16 protein-coding genes and 2 tRNA genes are annotated in these 22,422 nt (G+C 66.1%); 14 read left to right on the top strand and 4 right to left on the bottom strand.

The window, feature by feature from the left end:
- Positions 1–62: 62 nt before the first annotated feature.
- From tig to AC07O0_RS08875, 6 genes are all read left to right on the top strand, one after another.
- Positions 63–1,484 carry a trigger factor gene (gene tig, locus AC07O0_RS08900; protein WP_494622025.1) on the top strand — a complete coding sequence of 474 codons (1,422 nt, stop codon included), beginning with the start codon at positions 63–65 and terminating at the stop codon, positions 1,482–1,484.
- Positions 1,485–1,626: 142 nt separating this feature from the next.
- Entirely contained in the window at positions 1,627–2,247 is a 621-nt protein-coding gene (locus AC07O0_RS08895; protein WP_454027321.1) for an ATP-dependent Clp protease proteolytic subunit, read from the top strand.
- A 268-nt stretch (positions 2,248–2,515) separates the two neighbouring features.
- Positions 2,516–3,784 carry an ATP-dependent Clp protease ATP-binding subunit ClpX gene (gene clpX, locus AC07O0_RS08890; RefSeq protein ID WP_454027322.1) on the top strand — a complete coding sequence of 423 codons (1,269 nt, stop codon included), beginning with the start codon at positions 2,516–2,518 and terminating at the stop codon, positions 3,782–3,784.
- Between the two features lie 101 nt (positions 3,785–3,885).
- Complete coding sequence (locus AC07O0_RS08885; protein ID WP_494622022.1) at positions 3,886–4,989, top strand: retroviral-like aspartic protease family protein; 1,104 nt, start codon at positions 3,886–3,888, stop codon at positions 4,987–4,989.
- A 392-nt stretch (positions 4,990–5,381) separates the two neighbouring features.
- The gene (gene lon, locus AC07O0_RS08880; RefSeq protein WP_494622020.1) at positions 5,382–7,811 is read left to right on the top strand and encodes an endopeptidase La; all 2,430 of its coding nucleotides are present in this window, start codon (positions 5,382–5,384) and stop codon (positions 7,809–7,811) included.
- A gap of 111 nt (positions 7,812–7,922) precedes the next feature.
- Positions 7,923–9,005, top strand: a complete 1,083-nt coding sequence (locus tag AC07O0_RS08875) for a MerR family transcriptional regulator (protein ID WP_494622018.1) — start codon at positions 7,923–7,925, stop codon at positions 9,003–9,005.
- A gap of 20 nt (positions 9,006–9,025) precedes the next feature.
- Here the strand turns inward: AC07O0_RS08875 and AC07O0_RS08870 are convergent.
- A tRNA-Val gene (locus tag AC07O0_RS08870) sits at positions 9,026–9,101 on the bottom strand.
- Between the two features lie 353 nt (positions 9,102–9,454).
- Between AC07O0_RS08870 and AC07O0_RS08865 the strand changes: the two genes are divergently transcribed.
- Positions 9,455–9,531 (top strand) — tRNA-Asp (locus AC07O0_RS08865).
- 36 nt (positions 9,532–9,567) lie between these two features.
- Here AC07O0_RS08865 and AC07O0_RS08860 read toward each other — a convergent pair.
- Positions 9,568–11,136, bottom strand: coding sequence for a M81 family metallopeptidase (locus AC07O0_RS08860; RefSeq protein ID WP_494622016.1), 1,569 nt, complete (start codon positions 11,134–11,136; stop codon positions 9,568–9,570).
- Positions 11,137–11,282: 146 nt separating this feature from the next.
- Between AC07O0_RS08860 and AC07O0_RS08855 the strand changes: the two genes are divergently transcribed.
- The 6 genes from AC07O0_RS08855 (at position 11,283) to AC07O0_RS08830 (ending at position 19,168) form a co-directional block, all read left to right on the top strand.
- Complete coding sequence (locus tag AC07O0_RS08855; protein ID WP_494622014.1) at positions 11,283–12,743, top strand: M81 family metallopeptidase; 1,461 nt, start codon at positions 11,283–11,285, stop codon at positions 12,741–12,743.
- Positions 12,734–14,029, top strand: coding sequence for an alanine racemase (locus AC07O0_RS08850; RefSeq protein ID WP_494622012.1), 1,296 nt, complete (start codon positions 12,734–12,736; stop codon positions 14,027–14,029). Before AC07O0_RS08855 ends, AC07O0_RS08850 begins: the two co-directional genes overlap by 10 nt.
- A 184-nt stretch (positions 14,030–14,213) precedes the next feature.
- A complete protein-coding gene (locus AC07O0_RS08845; protein ID WP_494622010.1) occupies positions 14,214–15,722 on the top strand; it encodes a M81 family metallopeptidase in 1,509 nt (502 codons plus the stop codon).
- 62 nt (positions 15,723–15,784) lie between these two features.
- A complete protein-coding gene (locus AC07O0_RS08840) occupies positions 15,785–17,296 on the top strand; it encodes an ABC transporter substrate-binding protein (protein ID WP_494622008.1) in 1,512 nt (503 codons plus the stop codon).
- A gap of 49 nt (positions 17,297–17,345) precedes the next feature.
- Positions 17,346–18,224 carry an ABC transporter permease gene (locus AC07O0_RS08835; protein ID WP_494622006.1) on the top strand — a complete coding sequence of 293 codons (879 nt, stop codon included), beginning with the start codon at positions 17,346–17,348 and terminating at the stop codon, positions 18,222–18,224.
- Complete coding sequence (locus AC07O0_RS08830) at positions 18,221–19,168, top strand: ABC transporter permease (RefSeq protein WP_494622004.1); 948 nt, start codon at positions 18,221–18,223, stop codon at positions 19,166–19,168. The genes AC07O0_RS08835 and AC07O0_RS08830 overlap by 4 nt, the downstream gene beginning before the upstream one ends.
- Positions 19,169–19,176: 8 nt before the next feature.
- On the opposite strand, the gene AC07O0_RS08825 is transcribed toward AC07O0_RS08830, so the two are convergent.
- Positions 19,177–19,965, bottom strand: a complete 789-nt coding sequence (locus AC07O0_RS08825) for an IclR family transcriptional regulator (RefSeq protein ID WP_494622002.1) — start codon at positions 19,963–19,965, stop codon at positions 19,177–19,179.
- Positions 19,966–20,095: 130 nt separating this feature from the next.
- Between AC07O0_RS08825 and AC07O0_RS08820 the strand changes: the two genes are divergently transcribed.
- On the top strand, positions 20,096–21,415 hold the full coding sequence (locus AC07O0_RS08820) for an aspartate aminotransferase family protein (protein WP_494622000.1): 1,320 nt from the start codon (positions 20,096–20,098) through the stop codon (positions 21,413–21,415).
- 24 nt (positions 21,416–21,439) lie between these two features.
- On the opposite strand, the gene AC07O0_RS08815 is transcribed toward AC07O0_RS08820, so the two are convergent.
- On the bottom strand, positions 21,440–22,063 hold the full coding sequence (locus tag AC07O0_RS08815; protein WP_494621998.1) for a YcbK family protein: 624 nt from the start codon (positions 22,061–22,063) through the stop codon (positions 21,440–21,442).
- Between the last annotated feature and the right edge of the window lie 359 nt (positions 22,064–22,422).

Below are 22,422 nucleotides of genomic sequence, written 5' to 3'. Positions count from 1 at the left end.
GCGGCGGTCACCCGGCGTCGCGCTTTGGACATTGAAGTAAAGAGCTGTTGGCGGATCGAACAATGAACGTGACGGAAACCCTGTCCCAGGGCCTCAAGCGCGAATTCCAGGTGGTGCTGAACGCCACGGACCTCAAGACGAGGCTCGATGGCGAGCTGCAGAACCTGCAGGGCAAGGCCAAGATCAACGGCTTCCGGCCCGGCAAGGTCCCGGTCGGCCATCTGCGCCGCCTCTATGGCCGCTCGGTCATGGCCGATGTGGTCCAGAACGCCGTCAACGAGGCGAACCAGAAGATCGTCGCCGACAACGAGCTCAAGCTCGCCTTCGAGCCGCAGATCAAGTTCCCCGACAACAAGGACGAGATCGAGGCCGCGATGGAGGCCAAGGGCGATCTCGCCTTTACCGTCGCGCTCGAAGTGCTACCGAAGATCGAGGTTGCCGATATCTCGGACGTCTCGCTCGAGAAGCCCGTTGCCGAGGTTCCCGAGGCTGATGTCGATGCCGCGCTGGAGCGCATGGCCTCGCAGAATCGCAGCTTCGAGTCGAAGAAGGACGGCGCCAAGGCTGCCAAGGGCGACCGCCTGCTGATCTCCTTCGTCGGCACGCTCGAAGGCAAGCCCTTCGACGGCGGCACCGGTTCTGAAATCCCGCTCGAGCTCGGCGCCGGCCAGTTCATCCCGGGCTTCGAGGAGCAGCTCGATGGCGTCAAGAAGGGCGAGCAGCGCACTGTTTCGGTGACCTTCCCCGAGAACTACACCGCGACCCATCTTGCCGGTAAGCCGGCCGAGTTCGCCGTCACCGTCGACGATGTCCAGGCGCCGGGCGAGCTCAAGATCGACGATGAACTCGCCAAGGGCTTCGGCATGGAGTCGCTCGACGCACTCAAGACCGCGATCCGCGAGCAGATCGGCCGCGAGTTCGGCGAACAGTCGCGCCGCAAGGTCAAGAAGAGCCTGCTCGACGCGCTCGACGGCAAGTACAGCTTCGAACTGCCGCCGACCCTGGTCGAGCAGGAGTTCACCGCGGTCTGGAGCCAGGTCGAGGCGGACATGAAGAACGCCAACAAGACCTTCGCCGACGAGAACACCACTGAGGACGAGGCTCGCGCCGAGTACCGCAAGATCGCCGAGCGCCGCGTGCGCCTCGGCCTGGTGCTGGCCGAGATCGGCGAGCAGGCCAAGGTCCAGATCTCCGATGACGAGGTGACGCAGGCGCTGATCCAGCGCGCCCGTCAGTTCCCGGGTCAGGAGAAGGAAGTCTGGGAGTTCTACCGCAAGAACCCGCAGGCGCTCGCCGAGATCCGCGCCCCGATCTTCGAGGAGAAGGTCGTCGACCATCTGCTCGGCCAGGTGAAGGTCGAGGACAAGTCGGTTTCGCGCGAAGCGCTCTTCGCCGATGACGAGGAAGAAGGCGCTGCCGAGGCCAAGCCGAAGGCCGCCAAGGCGAAGAAGACCAAGAAGGCGGCGGACGAGGCTTCGGCCTGATCCTCCCCCTCGGCTTGCGAAGTCCACGCCGCCCGCACTCTGCGGGCGGCGTTTCCCTTTTCAGCCGCCGCCGGCATGCTTATGTGAGGGTTCGCCGCTATCGGCTGATTCCCGCCCGCTTTGACCCCAAGGACCGACGATGATGCGTGACCCGATCGAGACCTATAACAATCTCGTCCCGATGGTGGTCGAGCAGTCGAGCCGCGGCGAGCGCGCCTTCGATATCTATTCGCGCCTGCTGCGCGAGCGCATCATCTTCCTGACCGGTCCGGTCGAGGATTACTCGGCATCGCTGATCGTGGCGCAGCTGCTGTTCCTCGAGGCCGAGAACCCGAAGAAGGAAATCTCCTTCTACATCAACTCGCCCGGCGGTGTGGTCACCTCGGGCCTGTCGATCTACGACACCATGCAGTTCATCCGCTGCCCGGTGACGACGCTCTGCGTCGGCCAGGCCGCCTCGATGGGCTCGCTCCTGCTGACCGCCGGCGCCAAGGACATGCGTTTCGCCCTGCCGAACGCGCGCATCATGGTCCACCAGCCTTCCGGCGGCTTCCAGGGCCAGGTCACCGATATCCTCATCCACGCCCGCGAGGTCGAGAGCCTGAAGCGGCGCCTGAACGAGATCTACGTCAAGCACACCGGCCGCTCCTATGAGGACATCGAGGGCGCGCTGGAGCGCGACAATTTCATGACCTCCGATCAGGCCAAGGAGTTCGGTCTGATCGACAAGGTCATCGACAAGCGCGCGGACGAGGCGGCTTGAGGTCGTCCAGGTACACGCGCCTGTGGGTTGGCGAGTGGCTTCCGAAGGGCCATATTGCTTTGAGACTAGGCCCCATGTTTGCATGGGGCATCGGAAGGGCGCGGTAAGGCGCTCGAGCGGTCCGATTTTGGGTCAGTTTCGTCGCCGCCTGCGCCAGAGCGACGCGTTAACCTAATAATCGTGATCTGAGCGCCTATTATGACGGGGAGACGACATCAGCCTGCCGTTTTTCGGTGGCGGATTTTGTCCTCCGAGATGGAGAACCACGATGAGTAAGGCCAGCGGCGGCGATTCGAAGAGCACGCTCTACTGCTCCTTCTGCGGCAAGAGCCAGCACGAGGTCCGCAAGCTGATCGCGGGCCCGACCGTGTTCATCTGCGATGAATGCGTTGAGCTCTGCATGGACATCATCCGCGAGGAATCGAAGTCCGCGCTGGTGAAGTCGAAGGACGGCGTGCCGACCCCGAAGGAGATCCGCAAGGTTCTCGACGACTATGTCATCGGCCAGGACCACGCCAAGAAGGTCCTCTCGGTTGCGGTCCACAACCACTACAAGCGGCTCAGCCACGCGACGAAGCACAATGACGTCGAGCTGGCGAAGTCGAACATCCTGCTGATCGGGCCGACCGGCTCGGGCAAGACGCTGCTCGCGCAGACGCTCGCCCGCATCCTCGACGTGCCGTTCACCATGGCAGACGCGACGACGCTCACCGAGGCCGGCTATGTCGGCGAGGACGTCGAGAACATCATCCTGAAGCTGCTCCAGGCCTCCGACTACAATGTCGAGCGGGCGCAGCGCGGCATCGTCTACATCGACGAGATCGACAAGATCAGCCGCAAGTCGGACAATCCCTCGATCACCCGCGACGTCTCGGGCGAGGGCGTCCAGCAGGCGCTGCTCAAGATCATGGAAGGCACCGTCGCCTCCGTGCCGCCGCAGGGCGGGCGCAAGCATCCGCAGCAGGAGTTCCTGCAGGTCGACACCACCAACATCCTGTTCATCTGCGGCGGCGCCTTCGCCGGGCTGGACAAGATCATCTCGAGCCGCGGCAAGGGCACCTCGATCGGCTTCGGCGCGACCGTGAAGGCTCCTGACGACCGGCGCACCGGCGCGATCTTCCGCGAGGTCGAGCCGGAGGACCTGCTCAAGTTCGGCCTGATCCCCGAGTTCGTCGGCCGTCTGCCGGTGCTGGCGACGCTTGAGGACCTCGACGAGGCCGCGCTCAAGACCATCCTCACCGAGCCGAAGAACGCGCTGGTCAAGCAGTATCAGCGCCTGTTCGAGATGGAGGACACCGAGCTCACCTTCACCGACGAGGCGGTCAGCCTGATCGCCCGCAAGGCGATCGAGCGCAAGACCGGCGCCCGTGGTCTGCGCTCGATCATGGAAGGCATCCTGCTCGAGACCATGTACGAACTGCCGGGGCTGGAAGGCGTCGAGCAGGTCGTCATCGGGCCGGAAGCGGTCGAATCCAAGTCGCGCCCGCTGTTCATCTACGCGGACCGCGAAGAAGAGACCAAGTCGGCCTCGGCCTGAGCCGCTTGCTGGCTTGACGGTCCGTCGCCACGGCGTAGCCTCGTAAGCGGGGCTATGCTGGGGGCTACGTGATCAAGCGACGACGCTGCATGCGCGGTTCGATGACGGTTGGTGCCGTCGTCGGCCGCGTTTTCGTTTTCCTGGGGCTGCTGGGAGCGACGCTGCTGCCCGGGCCGGCTTCGGCGCAGTCCGGTGCGGACCCGGTGATGCGGGTCCTGACCGATCTGGGGATCGGCGAACTGCCGGCCGTGGTCTCGACCTCCCGGCCGGTCGCCAGACATATCGACACCTTGGCGCGCGAGCGCTGCGATCGCGAGGCCGTCGTGGCCTTCGCGGAGAGCCTGAAGCAGGCCGGCTATCGCCGCGAGGGCGCTCGGGCGCTGGTCCGCTTCTCCGAGAATTGCGGCGGCTTTACCGACGCCCTGCGCCGCGCCGCGAACATCCTGATGGATCTGTCGGATTGGAGCGAGGCCGCCGCCGTCGCGAACAAGATCATCGAGGACCAGCCGCATTCCGACAATGGTTACTATCTCCGGGCCGTCGCCAACGACAAGGCGGGTAAGCTCAACGAAGCGATCGACGACTACCTGACGGCGATCGCGCTCTTTGCCAACAAGGAGCGAATCTCCTCGGTCGGCTATTTCGCCGCTTCCCGCGCCTATGAGAAGCTCGGGCAGTACTGCGACGCGATCGTTCCCATCGAGGCCTGGATCGCCCTGAATCCGCTGCGCAACGACAATAGCCGCACGCAAGCCGTGATTGGCACACTGCGCAGCAAGGGCCAGTGCGCCGAGAAGGCCTTTGCCGCGGACGAGACCATTCCGATCACGCGAAGCGGCCAGGTCGTGACCGTGGCGGCCACCATCAACGGCACGAAAGGGGTCTTCGTGATCGATACAGGCGCGACCTTCGTTTCGCTCCGCAAGAGCTTTGCCGAGCGCGCCAAGGTCACCGTCGATGCGACGAGCAAGGTCCGCCTGCATACGGCCAACGGCATCATCGAGGCTCATCGCGGCAAGGCCGCCCTGATCGAGCTCAAGCGCGTTCAGGCGACTGAGGTTGCCGTCGTCGTGCAGTCGGACGCGGCGGGCAGCTACGGCGCCGGTGTCGACGGCCTTCTCGGCATGAGCTTCCTCGCACGCTTCGATGTGACGATCGACCGGAACAGCGTGCGGATTCGCTCGCGTGGCGGCGTGAAGCTGTAGCAGCGTGCGGTCGCTCATCGGTGTAGCCGAAGGTGAATTCAGGACTAGCTCGGCCGGCGCGGACCGGTTTCTGCTTCAATTCAGAACGCGCGCCCTTGGCGCGCGTTTTGCCTTGCGAGCCTGGGCGGCTAAAGCTGCCCCGATCCTGCTTTTGCCGTGCCGGAGCCATCACGGCCTCGTGTGCCGGCTGTGGCAGAAGCGGCGGTGGACTGCGTGAGGCGTCGCTTGAAAGCCGGCGTCGAAGCATCCACCTTAGGATCACCTGCTAGAGTCGCGTGCCTGTCGAGGGCGCGGCCGGCAGGGGCGCCTGGCGCGAATGGTCGCGCCGCGCGGTACGTCCGCTCGATTGCCTTTCAAAGGGGTCGGCCGGGCGAAAACTTGAAGGACTAGACATGACTGGCTCGACGCCCCGCGCTCCGCTCGTCCCCGGTACGACCGACACCTATCCGGTCCTGCCGCTGCGCGACATCGTCGTCTTCCCGCATATGATCGTGCCGCTCTTCGTCGGCCGCGAGAAGTCCATTCGTGCGCTCGAGGAGGTGGTCAAGAACGATGGCCTGATCCTGCTCGCCACGCAGAAGAATGCCGGCGACGATGATCCGGAGACCGGAGACATCTACGAAATCGGCACGCTCGCCCGCGTGCTGCAGCTGCTGAAGCTGCCCGACTCGACCGTGAAGGTGCTCGTCGAGGGCATCGGCCGGGCCAAGGCGACGACCTATACCGCGACCGACAACTTCTATGAGGCGCAGGCCGAGGCTCTCGCCGAGGAGGATGGCAAGAAGGTCGAGGTCGAGGCGCTCGCCCGCTCGGTCGTCAGCGAGTTCGAGAACTATGTGAAGCTCAACAAGAAGATCTCGCCCGAGATCGTCGCGGCGGTCTCCCAGATCGACGAGCCGGCCAAGCTCGCCGATACCGTCGCCTCGCATCTGGCGGTCAAGATCGCCGACCGGCAGGCAGTGCTCGAGGTGATGAACGTCGCCCACCGGCTCGAGAAGGTGCTCTCCCTGATGGAGAGCGAGATGTCGGTGCTGCAGGTCGAGAAGCGCATCCGCTCGCGCGTCAAGCGCCAGATGGAGAAGACCCAGCGCGAGTACTATCTCAACGAGCAGATGAAGGCGATCCAGAAGGAGCTCGGCGACGGCGAGGAAGGCCGTGACGAGCTGGCCGAGCTGGAAGAGCGCATCGCCAAGACCAAGCTGACCAAGGAGGCGCGCGACAAGGCGCTGGCCGAGGTCAAGAAGCTCAGGCAGATGTCGCCGATGTCGGCTGAGGCCACCGTCGTGCGCAACTATCTCGACTGGCTGCTCGGCATTCCGTGGGGCAAGAAGTCGAAGATCAAGAAGGACCTCGCCGCAGCCCAGCAGGTGCTCGACGACGATCACTTCGGCCTCGACAAGGTCAAGGACCGCATCGTCGAATATCTCGCCGTGCAGCAGCGCGCCAACCGGCTCGCCGGCCCGATCCTGTGCCTCGTCGGCCCTCCGGGCGTCGGCAAGACCTCGCTCGGCAAGTCGATCGCCAAGGCGACCGGCCGTGAGTTCGTGCGCATGTCGCTCGGCGGCGTGCGTGACGAGGCCGAGATCCGCGGCCACCGCCGCACCTATATCGGCTCGATGCCCGGCAAGATCATCCAGTCGATGAAGAAGGCCAAGACCTCGAACCCGCTCATCCTGCTCGATGAGATCGACAAGATGGGCCAGGACTTCCGCGGCGATCCGTCGGCGGCCCTGCTCGAGGTGCTCGACCCCGAGCAGAACTCGACCTTCAACGACCATTACCTCGAGGTCGACTACGACCTGTCGAACGTGATGTTCGTGACCACGGCGAACACGCTGAACATCCCGCCGGCCCTGCTGGACCGCATGGAGGTGATCCGCATCGCTGGTTACACCGAGGACGAGAAGGCCGAGATCGCGCGCCGCCACCTGATCCCAGGGGCGATCGCCAAGCACGGCCTGCAGTCCAAGGAATGGTCGATCGATGACGAGGCCCTGACGACGCTGGTGCGGCGCTACACCCGCGAAGCCGGCGTTCGTAACCTCGAGCGCGAGATCGCCAACACCGTCCGCAAGGCGGTGAAGGAGATCGTGCTGACCAAGAAGAAGAAGGTCGCGGTCACGCCTGCGGTGCTGGAGGATTATCTCGGTCCGCCGCGCTATCGCTATGGCATGGCGGAGACCGAGGATCAGGTTGGCGTTGTTACCGGCCTGGCCTGGACCGAGGTCGGCGGCGAGATGCTGACGATCGAAGGCGTGATGATGCCCGGCAAGGGCAAGATGACCGTCACCGGCAACCTGCGCGACGTGATGAAGGAATCGATCTCGGCGGCGGCGTCCTATGTCCGCTCCCGCGCCATCGATTTCGGCATTGAGCCGCCGCTGTTCGACCGCCGCGACATCCACGTCCACCTTCCCGAAGGGGCGACCCCGAAGGACGGTCCGTCGGCCGGCATCGGCATGGCGACAGCGATCGTCTCGGTCATGACCGGTATCCCGGTCCGTCGCGACGTCGCCATGACCGGCGAGGTCACGCTGCGGGGCAGGGCGCTGCCGATCGGCGGCCTGAAGGAGAAGCTGTTGGCGGCGCTTCGCGGCGGCATCAAGAAGGTGCTGATCCCCGAGGACAACGCCAAGGATCTGGTCGATCTGCCCCAGTCCGTGAAGAACGGGCTCGAGATCGTCCCGGTCTCGCGGATGGACCAGGTGCTCCAGCACGCGCTGGTGCGCCAGCCGACGCCGATCGTCTGGGAGGAGGACCTGAAGGCACCCGTGCCCAAGGGCGCCGAGGACGACGCGGCTTTGGCTTCCGTCGCCCACTGAGCCCAGCGCTCGCGAATGAAGAGGCCGCCGGCATCGCCGGCGGCCTTTTTCGTTGGCAGGGGCTTGAGCCGCACCCTGCGTCATAGCTTAGCGCTGGGTCAGGAGGTGCCGATGAGCGCGCGAAACAAGGGTGAGATCTGGCTCGAGGCCAATGAGTGCGCGGCCCGGATCGGGCTGTCGAAGCGGGCTCTGCGGCTTTACGAGGAGCATGGCCTGATCCGCCCGCGCCGGACGGAAAAGGGCTGGCGGCTCTATGGCGCCGACGAGATCGCCCGTCTGCACGAGATCCTGGCGCTGAAGCGGCTGGGCCTCAGCCTGCAGCGGATCACCGCCTTGCTGCAAGGCAAGGCGGTCGATCTCTCCGGCGTGCTCGCCATCCAGCACGACCTGCTCAGCGAGCAGCGCGAGCGGGCCGAACAGGGCCTTGCTCTCGTCCGTGCCGCGCAAAGCAAGCTCGCAACCGGCACCTCCCTCACCGCCGATGAACTGATCAGGCTCGCGAAGGAGGCCAATATGACGCAGAACAATACCGATACTGTCGCCTGGCGGCGCTATGAGCAGGCGCGGCCGCGCACCGAGGTCAAGATCGATCCCAGTCGCTTCGAGCGCTGCACCGGCTTCTACCGGCACCCCGCTGGCCAGATCATGGCCGTCACCCTGGAGGGGGATCGCTTTTTTCTGCAACTCACCGGGCAGCCCAAGGTCGAGCTCTTCGCCGAGAGCGGCAGCGATTTCTTCCTGAAGGTCGTGCCGGCCCAGCTCACCTTCGCGCCATCCGACAACGACAGGGCCGAAGCACTGACATTGCATCAGGGCGGGTACGAGGCGGTCGCCACGCGCATCGACGAGGCGGAGGCGAAGCGCCAGCGGGAGGAGCTCGGCCAGCGGGTGCGCGACCGGGTCCCACATCCGCGCAGCGAGGAGACCTTGCGCGAGTTCCTCGTACAGCAGCAGCGCGGCACCATGCCGTTCGAGCTTCTGAGCGAGGAGCTGGCGGAAATCGTGCGCGAGCAGCAGCCGATCGTCAGCGCCGAGCTCGAATCGAAGGGCAGTCTCCGGGAGCTGGCACTCCGCCGCATCGGCGAGGACGGAGTCGACGTCTACGAGGCGCAATTCGCCAAGGGCGCCCTGCAATGCGGCATCGGTTTCGGCCAGGACGGCCGCGTCCATACGCTCTGGATGCTGCCGGCCTGAGCGGGCTTTCAGGCAAGGGCTGGTGGGCGGTGACGGGCTCGAACCGCCGACATCCTCGGTGTAAACGAGGCGCTCTACCGACTGAGCTAACCGCCCTTGTCCGCCGTTTAAGGCCATGAGCCCGGCTTCGCAAGCCACTGTGCAGCCCGCGAAGCCTTTGGTCGACTGCGAACTCGGGGCGGGGGCGGCGAGCGCCGCCCCCGAAGGCGAAAGCTGCCACGCTGGCTTGGCGCTGCCACCGAGGCAAAACTCGAGATTCGCTATCGCCTGGTGAGCGTAACGATGGTCCGTCGGCATCGCAGCGATCTGGAAATCAGGAAACCGTCGGGTTTCGGCCTGTTTCGCTGCACTTTGGAGATGATCAACATTTTGACGGCTTCAGTGCTTGACAGGCAGAGCCTGGGGCCATAATCCCAACGCCGCCGGGGACGAGTTCCTCCGCCGCCCGCGCGGGCGTAGCTCAGTTGGTTAGAGTGCCGGCCTGTCACGCCGGAGGTCGCGGGTTCGAGCCCCGTCGCCCGCGCCATTTTCCAGAAACAATCCAGATATTTGAAATTGCTTCTTAAAGCGCGCCGGATCCGTTCGTCGGTGCTCGGCGGGACGTTCCGTCGTTGATCGGAAAGACGTCGGGCCGCAGCCGCTTGAATGGCAAGGTCTCGATCCGGCTGGTACAGGGGCCGGGCGTCGCCACGGTGAAGCTGCCCTTGGCGATCTTGTCATAGGCGCGCCGATGCGCCACCGCTGCCTTGACGCCGATAGCCTTGAGAGCCTCTGGCTCGATGCCTTGCGAGCGCAATTGCCCGAGGTCGAAGGGCGGCGTCTTGCGGCTCGTCAGCAGGATGGTGACGCCATTGGCCTCCACGACGATGCTGGGGCCCATGCTGAAGCGCGAGCCCTGCGATGCGGCGAGATGGCTGTTGCGGTCTTCGAGTGCGAACGCGCCGTCGCTGGCGCTGACGAAGGTTGCCTCGATCTCCACCGGCCCCTCGGCGATCGCGCTGCCCTTGCCGCCGATCGAGAGCCTGCGCACTTCGCCGAGCTTCGCGCCGGACATCGCAGCGATGGCGGCCGGGTCAGCGATGGCAACTGCGCAGTTCTCGACGCCATGGCGCAAGAAGGCGCGCAGCACCGAGGTGCTGTCGCCCGGCGCCCCGCCGCCGATATTGTCGGCCGGCTCGACGACGATGTAGGGTCCGCCTGGCGAGCGCAGGATCTCGGCGATGGCCTCGTCGAGATCCCATTCCGCCGGCAGGCCGAGCTCGCGCAGCTCTGTCGCGCTCTGCGCCAGCCGTTCGAGTGCTTCCTGGGCCGCGGCTTCCGACCCGGTGAAGGCCACTGAGAAGGCGACGCCAGCCTCCGGCACATCCGAGAAGGAATAGCCGCCGATGACGTTCGCAACCCAGATCGTGGCATTCTCTTCCTCGATCCGGCGCGCCAAGGCTTCGAGGTCCCGCATCGGCCGGTCGGCCGTGCTGGTGCCGGTCGGCGGCCACATCACCGGCGCATTGCAGGAGAGCATGCGCGGCAGCTCGCCCTCGTTCAAAGCCCGCGCCAGCAACCGCGCCGAGCGAACGGCGGAGTCGCGGGCATCGATGTGCGGGTTCTCGCGATAGGCGACGAGGGCGTTGGCGTTCAGCGCCATGGCGGCGGTGAAGTTGGCGTGCAGGTCGAAGACCCCGAAAACGGGCAGCGTCTCGCAACCAGGCACTTTGCGGATATGAGCCAGCAGTGTGCCCTCGGGATCGAGACATTCGGTCGTGACCATGGCGCCGTGCAGCGCCAGCCAGATGCCATCGAGGCCGCCGGAGGTCAGCGCCGCCTTTAGTCCGGCATCGAACTTGCGAAGAAAATGCGCGAACACAGCATGGTCGACGCTGCCGGCGGGCAGGGCGGTGTAGTCGACCGTCGGCACGACCTCCCAGCCTTCCGCATCCGCGACCTCCAGGAAGCCGTCCACGGTCGAGCCGTCGCCGCGCCGCTGCAGGAGCTCGTCGCCCTTGCGGATGGTGAAGTCGGCGAGGCCGGTGATCTCGTCGACGAAGCTGTGCGTCTCGTGGAAGAGCGCTCCGAGCAGGATGCGGCGACGTTGCGACATGGTCTCGGCAGCTCCCTGGAGACGAAGCAGGAGCATCTCGGCGGCTCATCTGTTCCGGATCAAGCCTGCATTGTTCCATTGCAGGGAACGCCGACGCTTTGACAGGGCAAGTCCGCTCCCGGTTTCATGACCGCGCCGGTGACCGAAGAGGCGGCGCCGGCGCTGCTCGGGAATGGATCCGCATGCGCGTCTTCACTGCGTCGCTGGCGACGGAAACCAACACCTTCGCGCCGCTCTATGTCGATCGCAGCGCCTTCGAGAGCGCCTTCTATTGCCCACCGGGCACGCATCCGGAGACGCCGACATTGTGCTCGGCCCCGATCGTCGCAGCGCGGCGCCGTGCCGCCAGCGAGGGCTACGAGCTGGTCGAGGGCACGGCGACCTGGGCCGAGCCGGCGGGGCTCGTCTCGCGCGACGGCTATGAGAGCCTGCGCGACGAGATTCTGAGCCAGCTCCGCGCGGCGCTGCCGGTCGACATCGTGCTGCTCGGCCTGCATGGCGCCATGGTGGCGCAGGGCTACGACGACTGCGAGGGCGACCTGATCGAGCGGGTGCGAGCGCTCGCCGGGCCGCACTGCACTATTGGCGTCGAGCTCGACATGCACTGCCATCTGACCACGCAGATGGTTAAGGGCGCCGACATCATCGTCGCCTTCAAGGAGTTCCCGCATACCGACTTCCTGGCGCGGGCCGAGGACCTGCTGGAGCTCTGCCTCAGGACCGCGCGTGGCGGGGTGCAGCCAGTGAGCGCCGTCTTCGATTGCCGCGGGCTTGCCGCCTTCATGACCAGCCGCGAACCCGGCCGCGGCTTCGTCGACCGGATCAAGGCGTTGGAGGGCCGGGACGGCATCCTCAGCATCTCGGTCGCGCACGGATTCCAGGCGGCCGATGTCGCCGATGTCGGCACAAAGGTCCTCGTCATCGCCGATGGCGATCGGGACAAGGCCGCGGCGCTGGCAAAGCAGCTCGGACTGGAGATTCTCGGCTGGCGGCAGGGCGCCTCGCCCAAACACTACAAGCCGGATGAGGGAATCACGGCTGCGATCGAACTGGCCAAGCCGGGGAAGCCCGTCATCCTCGCCGATCGCTGGGACAATCCCGGCGGCGGCGTCGCTGGCGATTCCTCAGTGATGGTCGAAGCGCTGCTGCGCCATCCCGAGATACTGGCGGCGATCGGCGCGCTCTGGGACCCGATCGCCGTCAGCCTTTGCCGCGCCGCCGGCATCGGCGCTGAGATTCCGCTGCGCTTCGCGGGCAAGGCCGCGCCGTCCTCCGGTCGGCCGATCGACGCCGTTGTACAGGTCGTCGGGACGACAGCCGATCTGCTGATCCCGTTCGAGCAGAGCTGGGTCTCGCTCGGTCCTGCCGCTGCAATCCGGATCGGCAAGCTCGACATCGTGCTGGCCTCGACCCGCGCCCAGACCTTCAGCCCGCCGGTGTTCACCGATCTCGGGGTCGACCTTACGGCGAAGACGCTGGTCGTGGTCAAATCCTCGAACCATTTCCACGCCGCCTTCGCGCCGATCGCCGCGAGCGTGCTCTATCTCGACAGCGGCGGGCCCTATCCGCCTGATGCCAGCAAGATCCCCTATACCAAGGTCAGGCGACCTTTCTCACCTCTGGATCCGAACCCATGGCTATAGCTGCTATTCCACGCCTGTCGCTCGGCGAGATCGACGACCAGCAGCTCGACGGGACGATCAAGGGCGTGCCGCCCGGAGCCTCGCTCCGGCTCGGCGAGATCGGCAAGCAGGGCTGGAACGTCTTGGCCGGTGACATGCCGATGCCGCTCGCCGTCATCCGCGAGAGCGTGCTGAAGGCGAACAGCGCCTGGATGGCTGCCTTCACCGCCGCCAACGATCTCCTGATCGCGCCGCACGGCAAGACGACCATGGCGCCGCAGCTCTTCGACCTGCAGATCGCCGATGGCGCCTGGGCGATCACGGTCGCGACCGTGCAGCAGCTCGCCGTCTGCCGCCGCTATGGGGTTAAGCGCGTCATCCTTGCCAACCAGCCGGTCGGCAAGCAGGAGATCGCCGCCTGCTTCGACGCGCTGGCTGAGCCGGACTTCGAGCTCTACTGCCTCGCCGACAGCACCGCCGGCGTCGCATTGCTGGCGGAGGCCGCCGCGAAGCATCGCAACATCAATCCACTGCGCATCCTCGTCGAGATCGGCTTCATGGGCGGGCGCACCGGCGCACGCAGCCGGGAGGAAGCCTTGGCAGTGGCATGCGCCGTGGCTGCCTCGCCGGGCCTGCGGCTCTCCGGCTTCGAGTGCTTCGAAGGCCTGCTCAGCGAGCCCAAGGCAGCCGATCGGCTGCTCGACGAAGTGGTCGCGACCGCAGCGGCAGCTGAAGCCGAAGGGCTGCTCGGCCCCGAGCCGATGGTGCTCAGCGCCGGCGGCACCTCGCTGTTCGACCGTGCCGGCGAGCGCTTCAACGCCGCCTCCTTCGTTCGGCCGATCCTGAAGCTGCTGCGCTCCGGCTGCTATCTCACCCATGACTCGACGACCTACACAGCCTCGTTCCGCCGGATCACCATGGAAACCAGCCTGACGCTGCCACCGGGCGGGCTGGAACCGGCACTGGAAGTCTGGGCCTATGTCCAGTCGCGGCCCGAGCGCGGGCGCAGCCTACTCACCGTCGGCAAGCGCGACATCAGCTACGATTCCGGCTTCCCGGTGCCGTTGCGCTGGTATCGGCCTGGTGGTGCCATGGCCCGACCGGAGCCGATGCCGGCCGGGCACACGGTGCTCGCGCTCAACGACCAGCACTGCCATCTCGGGACGCCGCTGGAGAGCCCGCTTGAGGTCGGCGACATGGTCGCCTTCGGCATCGGCCATCCCTGCACCACCTTCGATAAATGGGCGCACCTGATGCTGGTCGACGATGACTATCGCGTCACGGGAGCGATCCGGAGCTTCTTCTGAGTTCATGTTTCTTGTCGCGAAACCGGCGATCCTTGACGCGAAATAACCGCGGCAACTACGCTTTTGGCTAGGTTGTGCGCCTTCCGTCTCGGCAAACAAGCCTTGCCAGAGTGAGACTTGAGGGAGGCGGCTCACTGCTGCGATCGGCGGTCCGGTAGCGGCTGCCGATGTCCGGGAGGTCGATGTGCGTCTTGCGCTGATCCACATTGTCCAGGAGACCAACGACTTCAATCCGGTGCTGACCACGCTCGCCGACTTCCAGGCCTTCGGCCTCTATGAAGGCGAGGACATCGCCCGGCATTTCAGCGATATCGGCCAGATCGGCGGTCACTATGCCGCCGTCCGAGAGTCAGGTCTTGAGATCGAGACGATCCCGATCATCCGTGCATGGGCGGTCGCCGGCGGGCGGATCTCGCGCGAAGCCTTCGATTTCTTCCAGGAGAAGATCCGCATCGGCCTCGAAGCGATCGGGCCGATCGACGGGCTCGTCCTGCATCTGCATGGCGCCTGTGCCGCCGAGGGTGTCGACGATGTCGAGGGCGAGCAGGCCGAGCTCTGCCGGCAGATCCTCGGCCCCGATGTCCCGATCCTGCTCGGGCTCGATCACCATGCCAATGTCACCCACAAGATCATGGCCAATTGCACGGCGATCGTCGGCCACCGCACTCAGCCGCACGACGTCTTCGATACCGGCAAGGTCGGGACCGAGGTTCTGCTGCGCATCCTGACCGACGGGCTGAAACCGGTGATGGCTTGGCGCAAGATCCCGTTGCTCTCGCATCAGGAGCAGTTCCTGACCTCGAAGGGGCCGATGAAGATCTGGTTCGACCGGGCGAGGGCGCTGGAAACCGATCCGCGTGTGCTGCAGGCCTCGAACTATCCGATGCAGCCCTGGCTCGATGTCGCCGAGGGTGGCTGGTCGACGATCGTCGTCACCGATGGCAACAAGGCCCTGGCTGAGCGGCTGGCCGACGAGCTCGCCGATCTCGCCTGGTCGATGCGCGACGACTTCCAGGTCCGGGAAGCGGTCTCGGTCGACGAGGCCGTGCGGGCGGGTGATGCCGCCGAGCGTGGCATGATCGTGCTGAGCGATACCGGCGACACCGTCTTCGGCGGCGCGGCCGGCGACAGCAACCTGATCCTCGAGTCGATCCTGAGGCAGGGCACCAGGAGCCGCACCCTGATCCCGCTGATCTCACCGCAGGCGGTTGCGATTTTGGTCGCGGCGGGCGAGGGCGCCGAAGTGACGCTGCCGCTCGGTGGCGACGCAGCGATCGCCTTCTTCAGGCCGCTCACCGTGACCGGTCGGGTCCGGCGGATCGGCGGCGGCCCGGTGCGGCTGGACTATAATCACCAGCCTGAGGTCGACATGGGCCGCGTCGTCATCTTCGACGTCGGACCGGTGACCTTGCTGATCAGCGAATTGCGCGGTGTCGCCGGCAATGTGCCGGGGGTCTACGAGGCCTTCGGCATCGACCTCGCCGATTACAAGATGGCGGTGCTCAAGACCGCCTCGAACTTCCAGTACTTCGCCCCGATCACCGCGCAGGTGATCCGCGCCGACACGCGCGGGCCGGGGCAGTCCGATGTCTTCACCCTGCCGTGGCAGCGCATTCCACGGCCGGTCTACCCACTGGAAACAATAAGCGACTGGCGGGCGCATTCGTCCCAGCCGGGAGCGGGAACGGGCTGATTGTCGACCTGAACAAGAAAAAGGGGAGAGCGATGATGAAGTTGTCGCGACGTCAATTCTGCATGACCGGTCTCGCCCTCGCTGGAACGGCGCCGCTGCTGGCGGCCGGCCCGGTCTTCGCCCAGCAGCTCAAGGGCGGCACGCTGCGCGTCGGCGTGCTCAGTGAACTCGCCAATTTCGACCCGCAGCAGCTCTCGACGGTCAATTTCCACGTCATCAAGAACCTCTATGACAGCCTGATCGAGTACACGCCGGACGGAAAACCGCAGCCGAGCCTCGCGACCGAGTGGAAAATTTCACCTGACAAGACCTCGGTCAGCCTGACTTTGCGCGACGGCGTCACCTTCCACAGCGGCGCGCCGTTCAAGTCGGATTCCGTTTTGGCGACGCTGCAGAAGGGCGCCGATCCCAAGCGCGGCAAGAACGTCTTTTCGACCATGTCGATCGTCAAGGACTGGTCGGCGCCGGACGAGCGCACGGTGGTGATCAACTTCAAGGCGCCGGCGCCCGAGCGCCAGATCCTCGACCTCTTGCAGTTCCTGATCCCGATCGAGGCCAAGGGCATCGACACGGTCGAGACCGTGCCGGCCGGGACGGGCCCCTATACGCTGGTCAGCCGCGCCGTCGGCCAGGGGCTGGTTCTCAAGGCCAATCCGAAATACTGGCGCGAGAAGCAGCCGGTCGCGCAGGACCTCGTCTTCACCGTGTTCAGCGAGGACGCGGCAGCGACCGCGGCGCTGGAATCGGGTGCGGTCGACATCGTCTACAACGGCTCCTCGCGCAGCGCCGTCAGGCTGAAGGGCGCCGGCTACCAGGTCTTCGCCGGGCCGGGGCCGCTGGTGCAGGTCTTCCGCATCAACTCGACGCGCGGCCCGTTCCGCAACAAGTCGTTCCGGCAGGCCTTCAATCATCTGATGGATCGCGCCAGCATCCTGCGTGTCGGCTATGCCGGCATGGGCAAGGTCGTGGCGCTGCCTTGGGCTCCGGCGAGCCCGGCCTTCGACGATACTTACACCAAGACTTACGCCTATGACCTTGAAAAGGCGAAGAAGCTGATCACAGCCTCCGGCCTCTCCGCCGACGAGATCAAGGGCTGGAAGCTGCTGGTCAACGGCAGCGACGAGGCCTCCGTTGCGATCAGCCAGATCGTGCAAGGCTCGCTGCAGAAGGTCGGCGTGCCGATCGAGCTCGACATGCGCCAGGGCGCCGAATACGTCACCGCGCTGCTCGGCGGCGACTTCGCCGCGACCTTCGGCGCGGTCGGTAATGTCCAGAAATTCCCGTCTCGGGTGACGACCAACTCGATCTACCGCACCTCAGGCAATCCGATCCTCAAGGATCCGCACCCGCATCCGGATTATGTCGCGGCGATCGCCAAGGTCGACGCTGCTGCCGGCGGCGAGGCGGAGGTCAAGGCCGCTTATGACAACCTCAACCGCGTCATGGTCGAGGACGCCTTCGGCATTCCGACCAACTCCTATGATGTCGGCTTGATCGTCGCTTCCGAGAAGATCGGCGGCATCACGCTCGACATCGACAACCTCTTCATCGCCCGCACCATCGGCTTCAAATGAGGCGATTGGGCACCGTGCGCGCAGCTGACAGCCTGCGCGACAAGGCACGATGACGGAGACATTGGTCACCCTGGGAAATCTGCTGCGCCGGCTGCTTGCCCGGCGCGGCCCGGCCCTCAGTCTTGCCTTCCTCGCACTCGTCGCTCTGACGGCGCTCTTCGCCGGCCTCCTGCCGCTCGACCCGCTGGCGCAAAGCATTGCCGATTCCCTGAAGCCACCCTCGGCCGAGGCCTGGTTCGGCACCGACGAGCTCGGTCGCGATATCCTGGCGCGCGTCGTCTACGGCGCCCGCACCTCGCTGGTCACGGCCTTCGGCGCCGTCCTGATCGCGGCGCTGATCGGTGTGCCGGTCGGGCTCGTCGCCGGCTTCTACGGCGACTGGCGCGACTCGCTGCTGATGCGCTGCATCGACGTGCTGCTCGCTCTGCCGAACATCCTCTTCGCCATGGCGCTGATCGCCGTGCTCGGCCGCAGCCAGGGTGCTGCGCTGATCGCCGTCGGCATTGCAGGCATCCCCGGCTTCGCCCGCATTGCTCGGGCGCAGGTGATGGCGCTGCGCCAGCTCGATTTCGTCATGGCGGTGCGCAGCTTCGGCGGCGGTCCCGGCTACATCATGCTCCGGACCCTGCTGCCCAACATCCTCAGCCCGCTCGTGGTGCAGGCGATCGTGCTCGCCTCGATCGCGATCCTGCTCGAGGCGGCGCTCGCCTTCCTCGGCGTCGGCGTGCCGCCGCCGACGCCGAGCTGGGGCGAGATGCTGCGCACCGGCAAATCCTATCTCTATGAAGCTCCGACCTATGCGGTACTGCCCGGCCTCGTCCTGACCCTGACCATCCTCTCCTTCGATACGATCGGCCGGGCGCTGACCGCGATCCTCGACCGGGACGAGACCGACGCCTCCGGCGCGACGATCGGAGGCCGGCGATGACGTCTTACGTCCTGCGCCGCCTTGCCCAGATGCTGCCCGTGCTGCTGATCGCCTCCTTCGCGATCTTCGCGATGATCTACGCCGTGCCGGGCGGCCCGGTCGCGGTCATCGCCGGCGAGAACGCCACGGCGGAGGAGATCGCCGAGGTGACCCGGCGCTTCGGTTTCGACCGGCCGATGCTGGTGCAATATGCCGACTGGCTCGGCCGGGCACTGACCGGCGATTTCGGCCTGTCGCTGCACAGCCGCCAATCGGTCCTCCAGCTGATCGGCGAGCGGCTGCCGGCGACGCTGCAGCTTGCGCTCTGCGCCATCCTTGTCGCGCTCGTGATCGGCATTCCCGTCGCGATCGCCAGCGCGGTCAGGCCGAATTCCTGGCTCGACCGTGTGCTCAGCGGCTGGAGCGCTCTGGCGCTCGGCGTGCCGACCTTCTGGCTCGGCATCCTCCTGATCCTGCTCTTCGCCGTCGAACTGCGCTGGCTGCCTTCGGCCTCGCGCTATGTGCCGCTCTGGCAAGCGCCGCTCGATGCCCTGCGCAGCCTTGCCCTGCCGGCACTGACGCTCGGCGTCTACGTCTCCGGCGTGCTCGGGCGCTTCCTGCGGGCCTCGCTGATCGGCGAGGCGCGGGCCGATTATGTCCGCACCGCCCGCGCCAAGGGCGTGCCCGAGAAGCGCGTCGTCGGCCTGCACATCATGCGCAATGCGCTTTTGCCCTTCGTCACCATCGTCGGTTTGATGATGGCGCATTTCATCGGCGGCGCCGTGGTGACCGAGGCGGTCTTCACCTATCCCGGCCTCGGGCGCCTCCTGATCCAGGCGATCACCACCCGCGACTATCCGCTGATCCAGGGCTGCATCCTGGTGATTCTGATCGCCTACATGCTGATCAACCTCGCGGTCGACATGCTCTACGCCTGGATCGACCCGCGGATCGAATACCGATGAGCCGGGCGTCAGCCAGTCGCCACTGGCTGAGAGCCGAGATGGGCCGAAATCCCGGCCGCGATCTCGCGCAAACGCGCACCAGCCTTGGCTGCAAGCGAATGCGGCATCCGCATCAATGGCGCCGAGATCGACAGCGCCGCGACGGGGTAGCCGTGCTCGTCGAGGATCGGCGCGCCGATGCACATGGCGCCGTCCTCGTTCTCGCCCATCTCGGTGGCGTAGCCGGTGCGCGCGACCTGGCGCAATTGCCGCTCGATCTCCTCGCGTTCGAGCAGGGTGCGGCCGGTGCGCTCGGTCAGCGGCAGGTCGAGCTGGCGCTGCCGTTCAGCCTCCGGGAGAAAGGCGAGGATCGCCTTGCCGAGCGCGGTCGAGTGCATCGGATGGCTGTCACCGATGCGCGCCTGCATCCTGAGCGACCGATTGGCCTCGATCAGGTCGATATAGACGATCGTGCCGTTGCCCTTCACGGCGAGGTTCACCGTCTCGTTGAACTCGTGCATCAGTTCGGTCATCGCCGGGCGGGCGAGCGTGCGGATCTTGCTGACGCTGGCATCGGCGCGGGCGATCGAACGCATCTGCGGGCCGAGCGTGTAGCGATCGGTTGCCCGGTTGTGGTCGAGGAAGCCGGCGGCGGACAATGTTTGCAGATAGCGGAAGGTCGTCGTCTTCGGGATCCGCAATTCCTTGCTGACGGCGGTGAGCGCGATCTCGTGGCCGTGGCGCGCGACCAGCTCAAGCACTCTCAGCGCCTTCATCACCGGCTGCACCACGTAAGGATTCTCGCTCGTCTTCGGCATGGCGAGTCTGGTTGCTCCGTAAAAGCTCAGCCGGCATAGCCCAGTCCAGTCGAATTCCGCAACACGAAACGCGCGTTCCTTTACGCGGATGGAGCGCTTTGGTCTGCTCGGGCGGAATGCAGCGGAGGCGATGCAGGTGGCAGCGAGCGGCACTCAGCAGACGGGAGCACTACGCTTCGAGGAATCCGCCCGGCAGATCGGAGAAAATGCGCGCTTCATCGCCGGCGGCGTGAACAGCAATTTCCGCCTCGGCATGGCCCCGGGGCCGCTCGTCTTCGAGCGCGGCGAGGGCGCCTACCTGATCGATGTCGATGGCAACCGGATCATCGACTACTACTGCGGCATGGGCGCGACCGTGCTCGGCCATACGCCAGCGCCGGTGCTCGAAGCAGTCAGGAGGCAGGCGGAGAAGGGTATTCTCTTCGCTGGCCAGGCGCCGGTCGAATACGAGGCGGCTAAACTCATCTGCGAGCGCATCCCGTCAGCCGAGCGGCTGCGCTTCGGCTCATCGGGCTCGGAGGTGGCGCAGGCGGCGATCCGGCTCGCCCGCGCCGCCACCGGTCGGCGGACCATCGTGAAGTTCGAGGGGCACTATCACGGCTGGTTCGACAACATCCTCTGGTCCACCGCGCCGGGGCTGAATGCGGCCGGGCCGGAGGATGTGCCGACTCCCGTGATCGGCAGCAAGGGCCAGGACCCGCAAGCGGGCGAGGGGCTCTCTATCCTCGGCTGGAACGATCTGGCGGCACTGGAGGCGCGCCTCGCCAAGGGCGACGTCGCGGCAGTGCTGATGGAGCCGGCGATGTGCAATCAGGGTGCCATCACCCCGGCACCTGGCTACCTCGAAGGCGCGCTCGCAGCTTGCCGCAAGCACGGTGCGCTGCTGATCTTCGATGAGGTCATCACCGGCTTCCGCCTCGCCCGCGGCGGGGCGCAGGAGCGCTTCGGCGTCACGCCCGACCTCACCCTCATGGCCAAGGCTATCGCCAACGGTTTCCCGGTCGCTGCGGTCGCCGGCCGCGCCGACCTCGTCGACCTGTTCGCAGACGGGGTGCTGCATGGCGGCACCTTCAACGCCCAGCCGATCGCGATGGCGGCGATGGTCGCGACGCAGAAGCTGCTGACGCCCGAGCACTATGAGCGTAGCTCCGCACATGGCCAGCGCCTGCAGGACGGCATCCGCACCATCCTGGCAGATGCGGGTATCAAGGCGCAGGTCGCCGGCTTCCCGCTAATGTTCCATGTCGCCTTCGGGCTCGACGCGCCGGCGCGGAACTACCGGGATGTCGCACGCGCGGACAAGGTCGCCTATGGCCGCTTCGCCCATGCGCTGCTCAGGCGCGGCGTGCGCGTGCTGGAGCGCGGCGCCTGGTTCGTGTCGTCAGAGCATGATGCGGCGATCGTCGATGCCACGCTGGAGGCGGTTCGGGGAGCCGTCACAGAGATTTGAGCTGGGCTGATGCCCTGCGCCTGATCACCAGGGCCGGCGCGGCCCGGTGTCGATGTGGATCAGCCCGTTCCAGTAGACCTTGTGGCCGCCGACCTCGGGCAGGTTGCGGGCCCATTCCAGGACGGTGCGCGGCCTGACGCCCGGCACCCGGAAGTCCATCGCCTCGCAGCGCTTGTGATAGGAGCCGCGCCGCGCCCGCCAGGGCGGCCGCCAGGTCGAGGTCACCTTCACCGCCCCGTACTTGTCCGAGATCTTGCCGAGGATGCTCTTCAGCACCGGCGGCAGGCAGACGATCGAGGTGCCGGGATCGGTCGAGATGCCCGGTCTGTCGGGTTTCTCATTGGGATCGAAGGCGGGTTCCTCGGCAGTTTGCCCCGGTGTGCGCTGCGGCCATTCCGGCCCCTCATCGTCATCGGGCTCGGGCTGGGCGAGAGTGGGGGCCGGTCCAGGCGTCGTCACGACGCTGGCTTCGACCGGAGCCTGGGGAAGCACGACGATCGGCGGTGCGCCGGGATTGATCTGCAAGTCGAGATCGAACGGACGCTCCGGTGGCAGCGGCGCGAGCATCATCTGCGCTGCGGCCGGACCGCCGAGCCCGATCGTGGCGACACAGACGCCGGCCAGCACGACTCGCCGCAATGCGCTCATGCTTCGCGGGCCGCCGACGGCAGGACAGCGGCCAGGGGCGCACGGTCACGATGCGTTGTTGGCCTCGGCATTCCCGCAACCGTTCTCCTGACGCATCGGCAGTGCTGGCCGACGAATCGTGCCGGGACCGAAGACTGACGTTACGTCCCCGTTTGCCATGCTTCGACGCGCTGCGACAACCACCTTGCGCCGGGTGCGGCCGATCACGAAAATTGGCGCTGAAACGACCGGGAATCATGACACTTTCGCAAGCCCGGTCGACATATGCGGCAAAGACATGGCGACAGCCGCGTTGTGCGGCGCGGCGAACCCTTGCGTGATTCTAAAGCAGGGTCTAATCGACTGGCGAGATTGAGGGC

This window comes from Allobosea sp. GW821-FHT10B12 (genome assembly GCF_059415545.1).
The sequence above is the reverse complement of the archived record's forward strand: the minus strand, read 5'-3'. Positions and strand labels throughout refer to the sequence as shown.